Source organism: Roseovarius sp. 10 (assembly GCF_033100315.1).
Classification (GTDB): Bacteria; Pseudomonadota; Alphaproteobacteria; order Rhodobacterales; family Rhodobacteraceae; genus M30B80.
In genome coordinates this window covers 370,207-384,662 of the sequence record NZ_JAWLVH010000002.1, presented here as the reverse complement: position 1 = coordinate 384,662, position 14,456 = coordinate 370,207, and the positions used below count along the sequence as shown (strand labels likewise).

12 protein-coding genes are annotated in these 14,456 nt (G+C 51.2%); 5 read left to right on the top strand and 7 right to left on the bottom strand.

The window, feature by feature from the left end:
- Positions 1 to 46 precede the first annotated feature (46 nt).
- Positions 47 to 3,262, bottom strand: a complete 3,216-nt coding sequence (cas9, locus tag RYZ18_RS09115) for a type II CRISPR RNA-guided endonuclease Cas9 (RefSeq protein WP_317656351.1) — start codon at positions 3,260 to 3,262, stop codon at positions 47 to 49.
- Between the two features lie 265 nt (positions 3,263 to 3,527).
- Here cas9 and RYZ18_RS09110 point away from each other — a divergent pair, with 265 nt between their 5' ends.
- Positions 3,528 to 3,965, top strand: a complete 438-nt coding sequence (locus RYZ18_RS09110; RefSeq protein WP_317656349.1) for a hypothetical protein — start codon at positions 3,528 to 3,530, stop codon at positions 3,963 to 3,965.
- Between the two features lie 961 nt (positions 3,966 to 4,926).
- On the opposite strand, the gene RYZ18_RS09105 is transcribed toward RYZ18_RS09110, so the two are convergent.
- The 6 genes from RYZ18_RS09105 to RYZ18_RS09080 all read right to left on the bottom strand — a co-directional run bounded on the left by RYZ18_RS09105 (position 4,927) and on the right by RYZ18_RS09080 (position 10,002).
- Positions 4,927 to 6,582, bottom strand: a complete 1,656-nt coding sequence (locus tag RYZ18_RS09105; protein ID WP_317656348.1) for an AAA family ATPase — start codon at positions 6,580 to 6,582, stop codon at positions 4,927 to 4,929.
- 92 nt (positions 6,583 to 6,674) lie between these two features.
- A complete protein-coding gene (locus tag RYZ18_RS09100; protein ID WP_317656699.1) occupies positions 6,675 to 6,902 on the bottom strand; it encodes an AlpA family transcriptional regulator in 228 nt (75 codons plus the stop codon).
- A 96-nt stretch (positions 6,903 to 6,998) separates the two neighbouring features.
- Positions 6,999 to 7,607, bottom strand: a complete 609-nt coding sequence (locus RYZ18_RS09095) for a hypothetical protein (protein ID WP_317656346.1) — start codon at positions 7,605 to 7,607, stop codon at positions 6,999 to 7,001.
- Positions 7,604 to 8,788: a tyrosine-type recombinase/integrase gene (locus RYZ18_RS09090; RefSeq protein WP_317656345.1), complete on the bottom strand. Its 1,185-nt coding sequence runs from the start codon at positions 8,786 to 8,788 to the stop codon at positions 7,604 to 7,606. Before RYZ18_RS09090 ends, RYZ18_RS09095 begins: the two co-directional genes overlap by 4 nt.
- Before the next feature lie 231 nt (positions 8,789 to 9,019).
- Positions 9,020 to 9,580 (bottom strand): hypothetical protein, encoded by a 561-nt coding sequence (locus RYZ18_RS09085; protein WP_317656343.1) that lies wholly within the window; start codon positions 9,578 to 9,580, stop codon positions 9,020 to 9,022.
- A gap of 158 nt (positions 9,581 to 9,738) precedes the next feature.
- Entirely contained in the window at positions 9,739 to 10,002 is a 264-nt protein-coding gene (locus RYZ18_RS09080) for a hypothetical protein (protein ID WP_317656341.1), read from the bottom strand.
- A gap of 162 nt (positions 10,003 to 10,164) precedes the next feature.
- Between RYZ18_RS09080 and RYZ18_RS09075 the strand changes: the two genes are divergently transcribed.
- From RYZ18_RS09075 to RYZ18_RS09060, 4 genes are all read left to right on the top strand, one after another.
- Entirely contained in the window at positions 10,165 to 11,196 is a 1,032-nt protein-coding gene (locus tag RYZ18_RS09075; RefSeq protein ID WP_317656340.1) for a LacI family DNA-binding transcriptional regulator, read from the top strand.
- A 115-nt stretch (positions 11,197 to 11,311) separates the two neighbouring features.
- Positions 11,312 to 12,616: an ABC transporter substrate-binding protein gene (locus RYZ18_RS09070; protein WP_317656338.1), complete on the top strand. Its 1,305-nt coding sequence runs from the start codon at positions 11,312 to 11,314 to the stop codon at positions 12,614 to 12,616.
- Between the two features lie 128 nt (positions 12,617 to 12,744).
- A complete protein-coding gene (locus RYZ18_RS09065; RefSeq protein WP_317656336.1) occupies positions 12,745 to 13,611 on the top strand; it encodes a carbohydrate ABC transporter permease in 867 nt (288 codons plus the stop codon).
- A 12-nt stretch (positions 13,612 to 13,623) separates the two neighbouring features.
- A complete protein-coding gene (locus RYZ18_RS09060; protein ID WP_317656335.1) occupies positions 13,624 to 14,454 on the top strand; it encodes a carbohydrate ABC transporter permease in 831 nt (276 codons plus the stop codon).
- Positions 14,455 to 14,456 lie beyond the last annotated feature (2 nt).

Sequence of the window (14,456 nt, the reverse complement as noted above, 5' to 3'; positions counted from 1 at the left end):
AACTAATTAGGAGTATGACACTCTTGACCGATTCGTACGATTCCGGTCAGGCTTTCGGCGGACCCGGATCGCGCACCCGACCGATTTCGTCAACTAGAACACGCCGCAAGCCCGCCTTGATACTAGTCTTTGCGGATAGACGAATGTACAAATCTTCTTTGTTCGTTCGGTAGCGGTCCGAAGCATTCGCTTCGTTGTGGGGAACGAGTTCGATATTACCCTTGGAACTGAACTTTGCGACTGTTGCCGTAATTGCACCAAACTTGCTACGATCTACGCGAACGGTATCCCCCTTATGAAAACGGGCAATTCTCTTCGCAGCAGGATGCCGATGTTCACGACCTTGGTGAGCGTCAAAAGTAGTTATAACACTGTGCTGCACCTCACCGTCAGGCATTTTCCAAAGCTCGTAACAATGATTGCTGTCGCCTTTGTATGCCTTGAGCGGCTTTCCATTTTCGGCTGCGCCGATTTCAACACGCGCCGACTTTTGCAGGGTTTCGACCAAGCGAACGCGCCGAATACCCTTGTAAGGACCGTCTTTGCTTGCGAAGTCCGCTAGAGCCTGTTCGAAGTCCTTTCCCTCTTTCCCATTGGTTGCCATTTGCAGAGCATGCTGGAGCTTTGGGTCACGAATATTCTTACCGGTTGAGCTTATTTCAATGTCGCTGGGTTTGAGCGACATAAGAGGCGTGCGGCTGGCAACAGTACTATCATCGATCACGCCGTAGGCCGTGTCATTATGGAGTTGGCCAGCCGTCGTATCCTTTCCAATTTTCCGTGCTTTTGGATCAATACGACCATGATCTAAACGATGGCTCACGATCATATTGTTTAGCTTAGTCGCAATATCTGATCTAAAGGTTTCCCACGGTGGAGGCGTCTTCTTGGTGATCAACTCTGCTGATTGTCCTGCATCAGCACCGCGACGAGCTGCGTCACTTATCTTTTTAATGAGGCTTCTATCGGTGGCTGCAATAACTGCTGCATCAATGGCGTGGTGGCGGTGGTCAGTGCGGTTCTTGGTTTTCGCAACGTCACGGTCTTTATCGGACAGCAAACCATTGAGCCCCCAATGCCTGCGTAGCATTTCAGTCATCCGGCCGTTCACTGTCCAAACATGGCCACCTTCCGTGTAAAGCGTATCAAGGTAAGTACGCGAAATACGCGAGAGATATTGAGTATCAACCAACGCTCGATCAAGGAAGTCATTGTCTCCTTCGAACCGTTCCATTGCATCTTTAGAAAAACGCTTTCTCTTGTTTTCGGGAAGATTCTTTAAATTTGCTGCAATTGTATCCCACTGATCTGTTCCTCCCCACATCTCCCATGGGGTCTTATTGCCTTTTTGTCTGTTGGCTTCCTTCAAGCACACCGTGCGATTAGCAAAACTGTCATCCAGTGTGCGTGAGTACGGCAAAATGTGATCAACATCACATGAGCCATTAAATAGCATTGACACGCTTATTGGTGCGCCAGTGTATGGGCAACAACGCGGACCAATCGCTGGGCCAAGGTCTTCCCAAAGGCGCAAAAGCATACGGTTGCTACCTATGTTGGGTTGCCCTAATTCTTCGAGCTGTTTACCCCGTCTGATCGCCTCATCTGTAGCTTGGCGGATACCTTTTACTGCTTCCTGCTTTTGAGCGTCTGACTGTGTCAATTCACGTGCCAATTCAACAACGATCTGGCTTGGCTTCCCGTAAACTTCTATAATTTTATTAACTAATTTCCGAAGTTGATTAAGTCCAATGTGGACAGTTGGGTTCGTAACGCGCCCGTATCGTGTAACCTCATCATCGTTTTCATCATAAGTACCGGGAATGACGTGACGGTCTAGGACTTCGCCATAATAGGGAAGTTGGTCTAAACATTCGCCAGTTCGACTGTCCGAATGATGCCAACCGCAAAGTTCGACAGCAGTGGAGTAAGTGCATACATCAGCTTCCAGCTTTTCAAGTATGGCCTGAGTTGCAGTCAGTCCCAATCGTCCGTGTCCGTCAGGCAAATTCGCATTGGCCACATTCTTTGCATTGTCCGGATCAAGTCCGTAATCTGATATCAACCACGCTACTAGCTCCTTAAATTCGTCTTCCGCTTGTAAGTCACGAATGCGCGAGATAACTTGCCATTGTCGCTCCCAATCGAGCGTGGACCAAGCGCTGCCAAATACATCAGGATGGGTCATTATTGCTCTAACTGCGTCGCAAGCGATTGTATCCCTTGAGCCAGCATCAAGCGTAAATCGCTCTGTATCCCTCAACTTCAAGATTTTCCCAATGGCAGCAAACTTGAGGCTCATTGAAGCCAAAGACTTTGCCGGCTTTTTGTTGTCGAGTGCGTAAATGATGGTGTTTCGTTCATCCAATGTCAGTGGGCGCGATCGGTTGCCATCTTCCGTAATGCGTAATTGGTTCACGGTCTCATACAGCACACGACGCTGAAACAAGGGATGAGCCTTCGGCAGACGTTCTTCTGCTGTGAACAAGCACAGGCCCACTTTGGGCTGCTTTAATGGGCGCTGATAGAAAATCTTCTCAAATACCAGATCGCGCAGCTCTGCAGTCAAATCTGGATGGTACTCCTTCTGAGCCTCCCATAACGCAATGAACTCTTCCTCCAAATGCCGTCTGTCAGGGTAAAAGTCGTAGCCGGACTCTTCCTTTGAATCAGGGCCACCGCGAGCAGCGATAGAAAGACGGGTACGCACTGAAGGTACCTCTCGTGGATCAACTGCTTTTTGCCGTCTCTTGTGAAGGAACTCTCCGTAAGTCCGGCAATTTTGAGCGGCCATCTCTATGTCTAGCCGTCTAGTCGCGTCCTTGATCTTTCCGCCTTCGTTATCACCACGGTCAGTCTTGCGGTTGGATTTAAACCCACGGCGTTGGTTCAAGTGAAACAAAGCACGGCCAAAGTGAGTTATCGGAAGTTTTTGATCCAAGCCCGTTGCACGCAACTGATAGGGGTCTAGCACCTCTAGGGCTTTCGCTTGCTGTGGGTCGGACGGCATAAGGCCAGAGGCTGCTAGAACTTTCATGAGCGAGGTACGGCGCCTCAAATACCGGTCACGCCTCCTCCTCATAGCGCGGGCTTCTCTGCGTGCCACAGCGAGTGAAGCTTTTGATTTAGGGTCACGCCCATCTGCGAAGATGCGCACACCACCATCAATTATGCCTATTATGTTGCCTGAAGTTGTTTTGTTGTCAGTTTCGTATAACCACCAACCGATTGAATTTGTTCCGATGTCCAAACCTAATCTCATCAGGCGCTCCATTATGCTGTTAATCAATCATTGTTGAATCAGAAGGTATAACTTTCAACTTGAAATTCCGTCGGTCCTGAATATCGTTAGCGTAGTTCAGAATTTGCGGTCGAGCCGTTAACAAGCTCGAAGAAGCAACACATTAAAACGCGTCCTACGGGGCGCGTTTTCCATTTATATTCTAAAATTATGCTGCGATTACTGCGTTTGAGTACGGTGGTGGGTGTGGTAGGATTAACTTAAATTTTACCATCAGGTGGATGCGATGACCCAAAAACAGCTTGATTTCGCGCTTGCGATTGCCAGTGGTAAAGATCAGGCAAGCGCATTCCGCGAGGCATATAATGCTGAGGGCATGAAGCCATCCACTATCTGGTCAGAGGCATCTCGGCTTCGCCGGCACCCTAAGGTTTCTGCAAGGATTGATCAGCTTAAGGCTGAAGCAGAGCTCAGTGCCGCAGAAAAGCGAGAGGGTGTCCGAGAGTTCGTGCTGCATGAGCTCACTGCGATGGCCTGTGAGGCTTCGACCCCCTCTGCGCGCCTGAAGGCGCTTGAGCTGCTCGGTAAGTCTGTGGGGCTGTTCAGTGACCGTGTTGAGGTATCTGCGCCTGAGAGATCGATTGAGGAACTGGAAGCTGCTATACGGCAGCGGATTAAGGGTTTACCAATTTCACAAAAGCCTTGTGCTTTGGAGCGCCGTTAGATCATGACAAGACTTGTACTACCCTGTGAAATATGTGGCGAGCCTGCTTTTGGCAGCAGTTTGTGCCAAACGTGCGCTGGCGCAAGAAATGATAGCTCTGGAGCCTCCAGCAGACATCACGTGCATTATGATGAGGATGCGACAAATAAAGACGTACTAAAGTTTGGAATATTTTTTATAGCTATTTTAGGGATAATTATTTTTTCGCTAGACACTTGTAGTCAGAATCCGAGTTCGCGGGATTACTTAGGCCCCGATCCCGGTCGTGACAATCCAGCGTTCGATGGACGATAGCAGAGTAGTGACGCGATTTTGTCACCCTACAAGGAATTCTAATTGGCTGGAACTTGCAGGCTCACGTTTCATTTTGCTTTTGAACCAGACCCAGCATTCCGGTATTCAGCTAGTTCCCGCGGCGTCTTTTCTGGCGCATCGATCTGGTCTGAATGACCTTTGGTCGCGTCTGCCAAGACAAGTGTCTCGGAACCGAGAGGCAACGTTACCTTTTCCAGCGCCCTCAGCGCAGACAAAAAACTATTGCGTGGATCACTCATGAATTCAAACGGTACACCGATCGAAGGAAAACACAAGCGCGACAGTTAACTACAGCTAAGCCAACTGTTTGAAGCCTGCTGTGTCGCAGGGCACCGTTTGCGTTGTGGTATTGGGCGCCCCATGCGGTTAGCGGAGATCGGTCATTAAAACTACCAACAGTAGACAGAGGTGCCGCCAAAACTATGGGTGAGCCAGAGTAATGCTTTAGCTGAATTGTTTTCCTGACTCGCTGCACCAGTTACCAAGCTGCGTACTAAAGTACTACAAATAGTCAGCAAAAATGAGCCGCGTCGCATTAAACCCCCTATCAACCCCATCAACAGTGTCAAAGAGTAATTGATAGAGTTGATATGTAATTATTTATACATGCAAACGGAGTTGACAGGGTTGACGCAATTGACTGGGGTTAGGCTGGAAATAGGAAGTGTCTTTCATTCTTGCTGACCTTACCCAATGAGACAAGGCGTGCGATAATCTTTGATACTTGGCCTTTGTCTTTGTTCAGGTTCTCTGTAACGTCACTCAATGTGCACTTCGGATTGAGCCGTATGTAATCGAGAACAGCCATCTGTGTTTCACCCAAACCCACTTCATCAGCATCCATTGAGTTGCCAAATCCGGGATTTTTCCACGGAAATGCTAGGTCTAAGGTGTCCACGTCTTTTCCCGTTATGTGTAGCTTTACATCCCTGCTTCCAGCAATGGGTTCCATGATCATTACTGTTTCCGCAGTGGCTGCAATCGCCGTTGATCCAAGTACACTTTCCAGCGGGCTGTTGAGGTCTAGCCCGGAAGTCTTTTTGGCATGATGTACCAACAAAATTGCAATCTTCAGTTCATGTGCAAGATGCTGCAGTGTTCCCCATTCGGCAGATGCTGCTGAATATCCTTTTTCACGAGTGGACACCTCCATAATCGCTTGCGCAACATCAATCACGATGAGGGAAGTGTCGGGATACTGCTCTTTTACGGACCGGATTAATTTAACTGCCTCTTGCCCTCGCGGTATGGGCTCGGGTGAGTCGTGCGCCGCAAGCAAACGCATGTTACTGGGGATGGCCCCATGAATCGCCGCAATGCGCTCTTTGATGCGCCGCTGACTGTCTTCGCTAGCAATGAAGAAAACATCCCGGCCCGACGCAGAAACGGCCAATGCCCAACGCCAAGCAAGCCAACTCTTCCCTGCTTTAGGTGGCCCCACAAGCAGGGCTAGGGTAGGAGTTGGCAGTAGCTCAGGTAGTAAGAACTCCACCGGTGGAAATTCCATGGCGCTCAGCTGATCTCCAGCTACAACGCCGTAGCTGGCTAAAGGTTTATCTTGACCTTCGGTCGTGTCAGTTATTGTGGTGTTTAGCATGGCGATTACCGCAGAATTGCCGCCTGCTTTCCAGAGATCCCACACGTCCATTCCGTGTTCAGCAGGCCGGCAGTATGGCACGCCGGTCGCTTTAGCGGCTTGCAGGCCTTCATCATCATGGTCGGCTACCACTATGATCTCAGAATGAGGATGCCGTTTCTTAAGCGATGCAACCGCCTTGGGCATGGATTTTGCATCAAGCGCAAAAAGGGCCTGACTTCCAGTTGCTTGGTGGACGACAACTGCGTCAGCCCAGCCTTCTGTCACATAAATGCGATCTGTGTGCGCTCCAATTAATGCACCAACGCCGGCTTTCTTCATGCCCTTGCTGAAGAACTTTCTTCCGTCGGGTGTGATTGTTTGTGCACCAACCTTTTTGTTGGTAATAATATCGAATAGTGGCACCAAGATGTCAGAGCCAGTCAATTCAGCGCCAATAAGAGCCAAGTCCTTTCGAACGTGGTACGGTATTGCCCCGTCGATTTGATATTGTGGGATGACTCCATCCCGTCGCATGGCCGCAGTTCTTTCTTCAAGTGGACACTCCTTCCGGCAATGATGACGCAATTCACTCTTGAATTTTTGCAGCCGAAATCTGTCTTCGCCTCCGCAGTTTGGGCAAGGCCCGCAGTATTCTCCACCACTTGGTTTCAAGCCATAAAATGATATAATTGTGGATGCATAGGCATCATAAAGTAGTGTCATGTCACACCCATATGGTTGTGCCGACCAGTGTAAGGCTTTAAGATTATCGCATTACGATAGGTTAACCCGTCGGCCTTTGGTCGGCGGGTTTTTTAATGCTCGGGGTTTGTAATGTGCTGATCGTCAGGATGGTAAAGACACATGCTGGGCTTTGACCAGCTACCCGCCAGTGGGCGTGCGTTAATCCAAGCTTGAATATCTGCCTCTATCCAACCAACAGCGCGTTTTCCTATTCGGATGGGACGTGGAAATTGGTCACAGCCAATGAGCGCATAAATTTGTGCGCGAGAAATCCCAGTCTGTTCGATGACTTGGGGCATTCGTAGTATGTTCGCCATTATCATCTCCAAAATTGAAAGATGCTCTTAGACTGCTCCAGACTGTAATAGTTAATCAGCGAACAAATACTTTGTGATTTATGTCAGGTGGTTCATGGTTCCCAATATTGGGTCTTCGCGGTGATAGGCTTTGCGCCGGATGAGTGCCTGTTCAAGAGCATCCACTTCAATGTTTCCGAGCTCTGGCAATACGTTTGTCAGTTCATCTTTGACAATTTCCAAAGCACTTTCACCAGTGCGGTTGGCGGCATTCGTTAACCGTGGCAAGTCGAATCGCATCTGAAGGATATCGACCAAAAGAGAGATGATTTCATCCCGCTGTTGATTTACTTGTTTGCGGCCCTTCGATGGCGATGGCTCAACCAGAGAGCCAGCAATAACGCCGGCATGGAAGTCGCGCCAAATTTCTGGTACTGGCTCGCCACTGTGCACCAATCCTGCGATCAAGCGCCGTAAAAAGTGATGACCCGCAATGGTAGTTTCTCCCCACCTCAGAAGTATTGGTAACACAATCCCACTGATCTGTGGTGGCAAAGGGCCTGACTTGTAGGGAAACGCGTCGCTCAGTATCAACAGCTGCATATCTGCCTTATTCGCGATAAAATCCTTGTAAGCATCAGCCTTGGACGCAAGGTGCTTTTTCAACCATTCGCGCGCGGCCTGTGCTGAAGCGGATGTGCTGTTCATTTTCCCGCCTTAATAGAAATAACATTTGCTTGTTCTGGGTTGAGATAGCGCGCCCACGCTTCCATGAGGTTACGTCGCTTGTCAAAAAGGTCAGAGCGTGCATAGGCGGCAACCACCTTGTTTTGGGTCGTATGGGCCAAAGCTTTCTCGGCAACCTCGAACGAAGTGTTGGTCTGCTCCTGCACCCAGACACGAAAGCTTGTGCGGAAACCATGAACATCAGCCTGAAGACCCAGTTCCTTTAGTAACTTTGAGAGCGTCATGTCTGACAGTGGGCGCCCATGCCTCTGGCCCGGGAAGACCAAGCCATCTTTGCTAAGCTTCTTTGCCTCTGTAAGAATTGCTGCAGCCCGATCAGATAACGGCACAACGTGTTCAGTTTTGGCCTTCATGCGGTTAGCTGGAATAGTCCAAGTTTTGTTTGCAATATCCATCTCTTCCCATGTGGCGCCTCTAACCTCACCCGAGCGTGCGGCTGTAAGTATCAAAAACTCAAGTGCAAGCTTCGTGGCAATCATCGCCTGTGATGCTCGAATAACATCTATACAGGTTGCGACCTCATTGTAGGGTAGTGATTTCCGGTGCTTGACCTTGTGTGGGGATTTCGGCAACGCCTGCGATATGGCGGCGCTGGGGTCGTCGGTTCGGTAGCCTTGTGCCACGGCCCACTTCATTACTGTTCCGATGCGCTGCTTTACGCGACGTGCAGTTTCGGCTTTGGAGGCCCAGATTGGAGTTAGGATACGCAAAACATCAGCTGATGTAACATCCGAAACGGGCTTTCTGCCGATCGTGGGTGCAGCATAAGTGATCAAGGTATTCCGGAACTGTGTGGCGTGTTTTGCATTAGACCAACTCGGTGCATACAACTCGATCACCCTGTCAACGGCATCGTTAAAGGATGGTGCAGCCGCTGCAGACTGTCTCACGGCCATGGGGTCGCCCCCTGACCTTGCAATCCTTCGATATTCTATTGCCGTATTGCGTGCTTCTGCCAACGGAACCAAGTCGGCAGACCCGAGACCGATTTCACGGCGCTTACCGTTGATGGTGACACGCTGAACCCAACGTCTTGATCCCGTTTTCTCGACTCTGAGAAACAGTCCGTTTCCATCGTAGTATTTGCCGGGCTCTCGTATCTGACGAACCTTCGCCGCTGTCAGTCCTTTCGCTGGTGCCATGGCCATCTATCCCCCGAATTGTCCCCCATAAAATTGAAGATGTAATGAGATATTACAAGACCATTATGGACACAAAATTGAATAAAAATCATAAAAAAATGAATTATTCAGACTAATGGAGACATCTCTGAACAATATTATGGCGGACATCGTCTCCGCCATCTTCCTTTATTTGGCGGTATAAAGTCGGGCCTGCTGCTTTGGTGGGGTCGTTTGGATGTTGCCGCTGCGTTAGTTCAGCAGCGAGATGGATGGGTCGATCTTGTCATCTTCGCGCAGCCAGTTGGGGAAGGCGGCGGTGGCCCATGTGGCTTTTGCATAGGTGCGAAACAGCACATCAAGCACGTTACGAAAATCTTGGATCGAGAGGGACATCGCATAGATTTCCGCAATGTCTTGGTGCGATTTGAACAGCAGGTTAAAGCCATCATTTGTCGGGACAAAGTCGATTGAATGACAGAGCCATGCCTGTTGATCATCGGCAAGTTTCACGGGCGCCACGCTTGGGGCGGCGGCGCGTTCTTGTCGGGCCACCTGTTGTTCAAGTTGGTTCAGCGTTGCGCTATGCGCAGACGCACCGCCGAGGCCCTTTGTGGTGGCGACCTCTGCGATCTTATCGGCGGCGACAGTCACAAAATTATCGCTCAATCGGCGGGTTAGCCAAAACGCAAAGGTCATGCCTTGCGCATCCACGCAATTGAGGCGCACGCGATCTTCGATGGGCACATATTCTGCGGTAAAGGTTTTGATCTGGCGCAGGGTGGGTTGTTTGTCGCGATTTTCCGTTTGCACAGTTCCGCTTTCGTCACACAGGCGTGGCAGGGGCCACAGAGCTATCGAACACCTGTCTCGCGTATAACAGCTTTCGCGTAAACCAAAAAAGGTTGCTCTAAATGGACAGGGAGCCATCTCTGGCCCCCTGTCGCATCGTGTTTTGATCTCGCCGATGATTACAGCATCTGCGACAGAAAATAGATCGGGGCCGCGATTGCAAAAGTTGCACAGGCCGCTTTCGACAGGCACACGGCGCAGGCTAGCGGGCCTTTACCGGTGGTCATTTCACCAAACCACCCCAAAAACGCACCGACTGCATAGCCCGCCGCTTCGCGTTTCAGCTGTTCTTGTTTGAGTGATGCCTGTGACTGGGCATAGCGCGCTTTGAGATCAATTTGACCTTGTTGCACCATGTCGCGGGTCATTGATTGGTCATTCATCCTCGCCTCCTAAATCAAGTCAGTCCCGCTGACTTAGTGCCGTGGCGCGAAAGGCAAGGCGTCAGGTTGAACTGCGGGCCGTATCGGAGATTTTCTCAAGTCTTGATTTTTTCCGCGCGATAAGAAAACGTAAAGCTTGGTAAAAAATTGAAAGTGAGACAAATGGAAGATCGGCCCGTGCGCAATATGGAGGAGTTTGCCGCCTTTTGCGGAGTGTCGCGTCCGACTGTGTCAAAATATTTTCACGACCCCGACAGCGTCCGCCCCGCCACCCGCGCCAAAATTGAGCAGGCGTTGGAGGAAAGCAATTATCGTCCCAATATCTTTGCGGTGAACCAGAACCGCAAACTGACGAAAAATATCGGCATTGTTTTGCCCTATCTGGCAGACCCGTTTTTTGCCGAAATCGCAAGGCGGATCGAGACATTGGTGATTGCGCAGGGGTTTCGTCCAATTTTGCTGAGCTCGCATGGCGATCCGCAGCTTGAGGTTGGCAATTTGGACGCACTACGCGCGATTAAGCCTGCGGCTGTTCTACTGGCCCCGCTTGGGCGCGCCTCTGATCGGGCGGCTTTGGAAAGCTTTTGCGCTGATGTGCCTACAGTGAATTTTGATGCCAATATTGAGGGGATCGGCGAGGCCTTTGTGGGTCACAACAACGAACAAGCAACCGATAAGATGGTCGAATATCTGACCCGCACAGGCGAGCCGCCCGTATTTTTCGAGATGCGCACGCCGCCCAACCCAAATGCGAATAAGCGCCGCTTGGCCTATATCGGCGCGATGGAGCGATTGGGGTTCGCACCACAGGTCGTGCAGGCCCATGGGGAAGGGTGGGCGCTCGAGGAGATCGGCTATAACGAAGGGCGGCGGGTGATTATGGAACGCGCCTTTTCAAGCAATACGATTTTTTGCAGTAATGACCGCTTGGCCATTGGCTTTTTGGCAGCGGCTTATGAATTGGGTTTGCGCGTGGGGCGCGAGGCGGATTGCGCGCTGCGGGTGGCGGGGCATGACAACCACCCCGTGGCGCGGTTTACCTGCCCGACCTTGACCACGATCTCGCATGATTATGCGCGCATTGCCACGAAAAGCGTTGAGACAATGATGGCTTTGATCGAGTCGGGCGAACGCGGCGATACCCGACAAGTGACGCTGTTTGATGGCGAGTTGATTATGCGCGCTTCGGCATAATCCAAGGTTATCAAGGGCTAAAATAAAAATTTACACGCGTAAATTTTTTTATTGACGGGAAACAAGTCTTGTCAGTAACGTCTGTTCACTGAATAGAATCCTTGGGAGGAGTAGGATGACTATGAAACGCTCGTTGCTTGCAGCGACAGCTTTGTCTGTGCTGACTGCTGGCGCTGCGATGGCGCAGACCATCACAATCGCAACCGTAAACAATGGCGATATGATCCGTATGCAGGGCTATACGGATACATTCACAGAACAAACTGGTATCAATGTTGAGTGGGTGACCCTTGAGGAAAACGTGCTGCGTCAGCGCGTGACCACCGACATCACCACAAATGGTGGCCAGTTCGACATCATGACCATCGGCATGTATGAGGCGCCGATCTGGGGTTCTAATGACTGGCTTGTGCCTTTGGACGACCTCAGCGCCGAGTACGATGTGGCTGACCTTCTGCCCGCAATGGCAGGCGGTTTGAGCCATGATGGCACGCTTTACGCGGCACCTTTCTACGGCGAAAGCTCGATGGTGATGTATCGCACAGACCTGATGGAAGCAGCGGGTCTGGAAATGCCAGAAGCGCCAACTTGGGCCTTCATCCGCGAAGCGGCGGCAGCGATGACAGATCGCGCAAATGACATCAACGGCATCTGTCTGCGTGGTAAGGCAGGCTGGGGTGAAGGCGGCGCTTTCATCACTGCAATGTCCAACTCGTTTGGCGCACGTTGGTTCGACATGGACTGGAACGCACAGTTCGACACACAGCCATGGCGTGACACGTTGGAATTCTTTGTTGGCATGATGAATGAATCGGGCCCTGCGGGCTATGCCACCAACGGCTTCAACGAGAACCTGTCGCTGTTCCAGCAGGGCAAGTGCGGTATGTGGATTGACGCGACTGTTGCGGCATCCTTCGTCACCAACCCCAATGACTCGACTGTTGCAGATCACGTAGGTTTTGCCCTGGCACCTGATAATGGCCTTGGCAAGCGTTCCAACTGGCTCTGGGCTTGGGCCTTGGCTATCCCTGCGGGCACACAGCAAGCAGATGCAGCCAAGCAGTTCATCGAATGGGCGACTTCCAAAGAATATATCGAATTGGTTGCCGCCAATGAAGGTTGGGCAAACGTGCCTCCAGGCGCGCGCACCTCGCTCTATGAGAACCCCAACTACGCAGACGTTCCATTTGCAGACATGACACTTCGTTCGATCTTGTCCGCAGACCCGAACGACTCGACCGTAGAGCCAAGCCCCTATGTCGGCATTCAGTTCGCAGCGATCCCAGAATTTGCGGGCATCGCATCTGAAGTGAGCCAAGAATTCTCGGCAGTTTATGCAGGCCAGCAGTCGATTGATGAGGCTTTGGAAAAAGCACAAGCCATCACCAATGAAGCAATGGAAGCAGCGGGCTATCGCTAAGCGGTAATCCACCTCCCCAAGAACGTGGGAGGCGTCTCAAGGTCGCCTCCCACATTTTCCGACATCGCCCCCGTATTTGTTAATATATATTGACCAGACCCGATGTCTGTCCCGTGAAGGATTTGCCGATGGCCACCCAACATTCACGATCCGCTGCGCGTGTGATGATGGCCCCTGCCGTGATCTTGCTGCTTGGTTGGATGCTTGTTCCGTTGACCATGACCTTGTGGTTTTCGTTTCGGCAATATCTGCCGCTGCGCGGTGGCGACCAAGGCTTTATCGGGTTTGAGAATTACATCCGCTTTATCAGCTCAAGTTCGTTTTGGCCTGCGGTTCAAACCACCCTTGTGATCGTGCTCGGGGTTTTGGCCATCACTGTTATCCTTGGCATATTCCTCGCCATGCTGTTGGATCAGCCCATTTGGGGGCAGGGTGTCGTGCGGATCATGGTCATCGCGCCCTTTTTCGTTATGCCCACTGTATCGGCTTTGGTGTGGAAGAATATCTTTATGGATCCCGTCAATGGCCTGTTTGCGCATTTGTGGCGCGCCTTTGGGGCCGAACCTGTTGTGTGGTTGTCGGATGTGCCGATTACATCGTTGATCATGATTGTCTCGTGGCAATGGCTGCCTTTTGCCACGCTGATTTTACTAACCGCGATCCAATCTTTGGATGGTGAGCAACTAGAGGCCGCCGAAATGGATGGCGCAGGCCCTGTTGCACGGTTTTTCAATCTGGTGCTGCCGCATTTGGCGCGGGCGATCACGATTGTGATCTTAATCCAGACGATTTTCTTACTGTCTATTTTCGCCGAAATTTTTGTGACCACGGGCGGGGCCTTTGGCACGCGGACGCTGACCTACCTGATCTTCCAACGCGTGTTGGAAAGCCAGAATGTGGGTCTGGGGTCTGCGGGCGGGGTCTACGCCATCATCCTTGCCAATATTGTTGCCGTCTTCTTGATGCGCATCGTTGGCAAGAATTTGGACGCGTGAGGAGGAAACGCTATGGCCCGCGCAGTCACCCCAAACCGTAAGCTCATCAATACTTTGGTTGCATGGACGATTGGCTTTTTGATCTTCTTCCCGATTTTGTGGACGATCCTGACAAGCTTCAAAACCGAGGCGCAAGCGATCAATGACCCGCCTTTATTCTTGTTCTTTGACTGGACGCTAGAGAATTATGGCGTTGTGCAGGAGCGGTCGGACTACACCCGCTATCTGTGGAATTCGATCATCATCGCGTTTGGTTCAACCGCGCTTGGCCTGTTGGTGGCGATCCCTGCCGCTTGGGCTATGGCCTTTGTGCCGTCCAAACGCACCAAGGATATTTTGCTTTGGATGTTGTCCACCAAAATGCTGCCTGCGGTTGGGGTGCTTTATCCCATTTACCTGCTCTTCATTGAGCTTGGCCTTCTCGACAGCCGTTTTGGTTTGGTTGTGGTTATGATGCTCATCAACCTGCCGATCATTGTCTGGATGCTCTATACTTATTTCAAGGAAATCCCGAGCGAGATCCTAGAGGCCGCGCGGATGGATGGCGCCACCTTGCGCGAGGAAATCCTGTATGTGCTGACACCAATGGCTATTCCTGGAATTGCCTCAACCATTTTGCTCAATGTCATTTTGGCGTGGAACGAGGCGTTTTGGACATTGAACCTCACAGCGGCCAATGCGGCCCCGCTGACGGCCTTCATCGCCAGTTATTCTAGTCCAGAAGGGCTGTTCTACGCGAAGCTATCGGCAGCTTCGACCATGGCGATTGCGCCCATTCTTGTGATGGGGTGGTTCAGCCAGAAACAACTTGTGCGCGGCCTGACCTTTGGCGCGGTTAAATAAGC

Excerpts from the sequence above, each read along its gene's own strand:
- RYZ18_RS09065 (WP_317656336.1), top strand. The coding sequence starts at position 12,745 with ATGGCCACCCAACATTCACGATCCGCTGCGCGTGTGATGATGGCCCCT.
- RYZ18_RS09110 (WP_317656349.1), top strand. The coding sequence starts at position 3,528 with ATGACCCAAAAACAGCTTGATTTCGCGCTTGCGATTGCCAGTGGTAAA.
- RYZ18_RS09070 (WP_317656338.1), top strand. The coding sequence starts at position 11,312 with ATGACTATGAAACGCTCGTTGCTTGCAGCGACAGCTTTGTCTGTGCTG.
- RYZ18_RS09100 (WP_317656699.1), bottom strand. The coding sequence starts at position 6,902 with ATGCCCCAAGTCATCGAACAGACTGGGATTTCTCGCGCACAAATTTAT.
- RYZ18_RS09090 (WP_317656345.1), bottom strand. The coding sequence starts at position 8,788 with ATGGCACCAGCGAAAGGACTGACAGCGGCGAAGGTTCGTCAGATACGA.
- cas9 (WP_317656351.1), bottom strand. The coding sequence starts at position 3,262 with ATGAGATTAGGTTTGGACATCGGAACAAATTCAATCGGTTGGTGGTTA.
- RYZ18_RS09075 (WP_317656340.1), top strand. The coding sequence starts at position 10,165 with ATGGAAGATCGGCCCGTGCGCAATATGGAGGAGTTTGCCGCCTTTTGC.
- RYZ18_RS09095 (WP_317656346.1), bottom strand. The coding sequence starts at position 7,607 with ATGAACAGCACATCCGCTTCAGCACAGGCCGCGCGCGAATGGTTGAAA.
- RYZ18_RS09105 (WP_317656348.1), bottom strand. The coding sequence starts at position 6,582 with ATGACACTACTTTATGATGCCTATGCATCCACAATTATATCATTTTAT.
- RYZ18_RS09060 (WP_317656335.1), top strand. The coding sequence starts at position 13,624 with ATGGCCCGCGCAGTCACCCCAAACCGTAAGCTCATCAATACTTTGGTT.
- RYZ18_RS09080 (WP_317656341.1), bottom strand. The coding sequence starts at position 10,002 with ATGAATGACCAATCAATGACCCGCGACATGGTGCAACAAGGTCAAATT.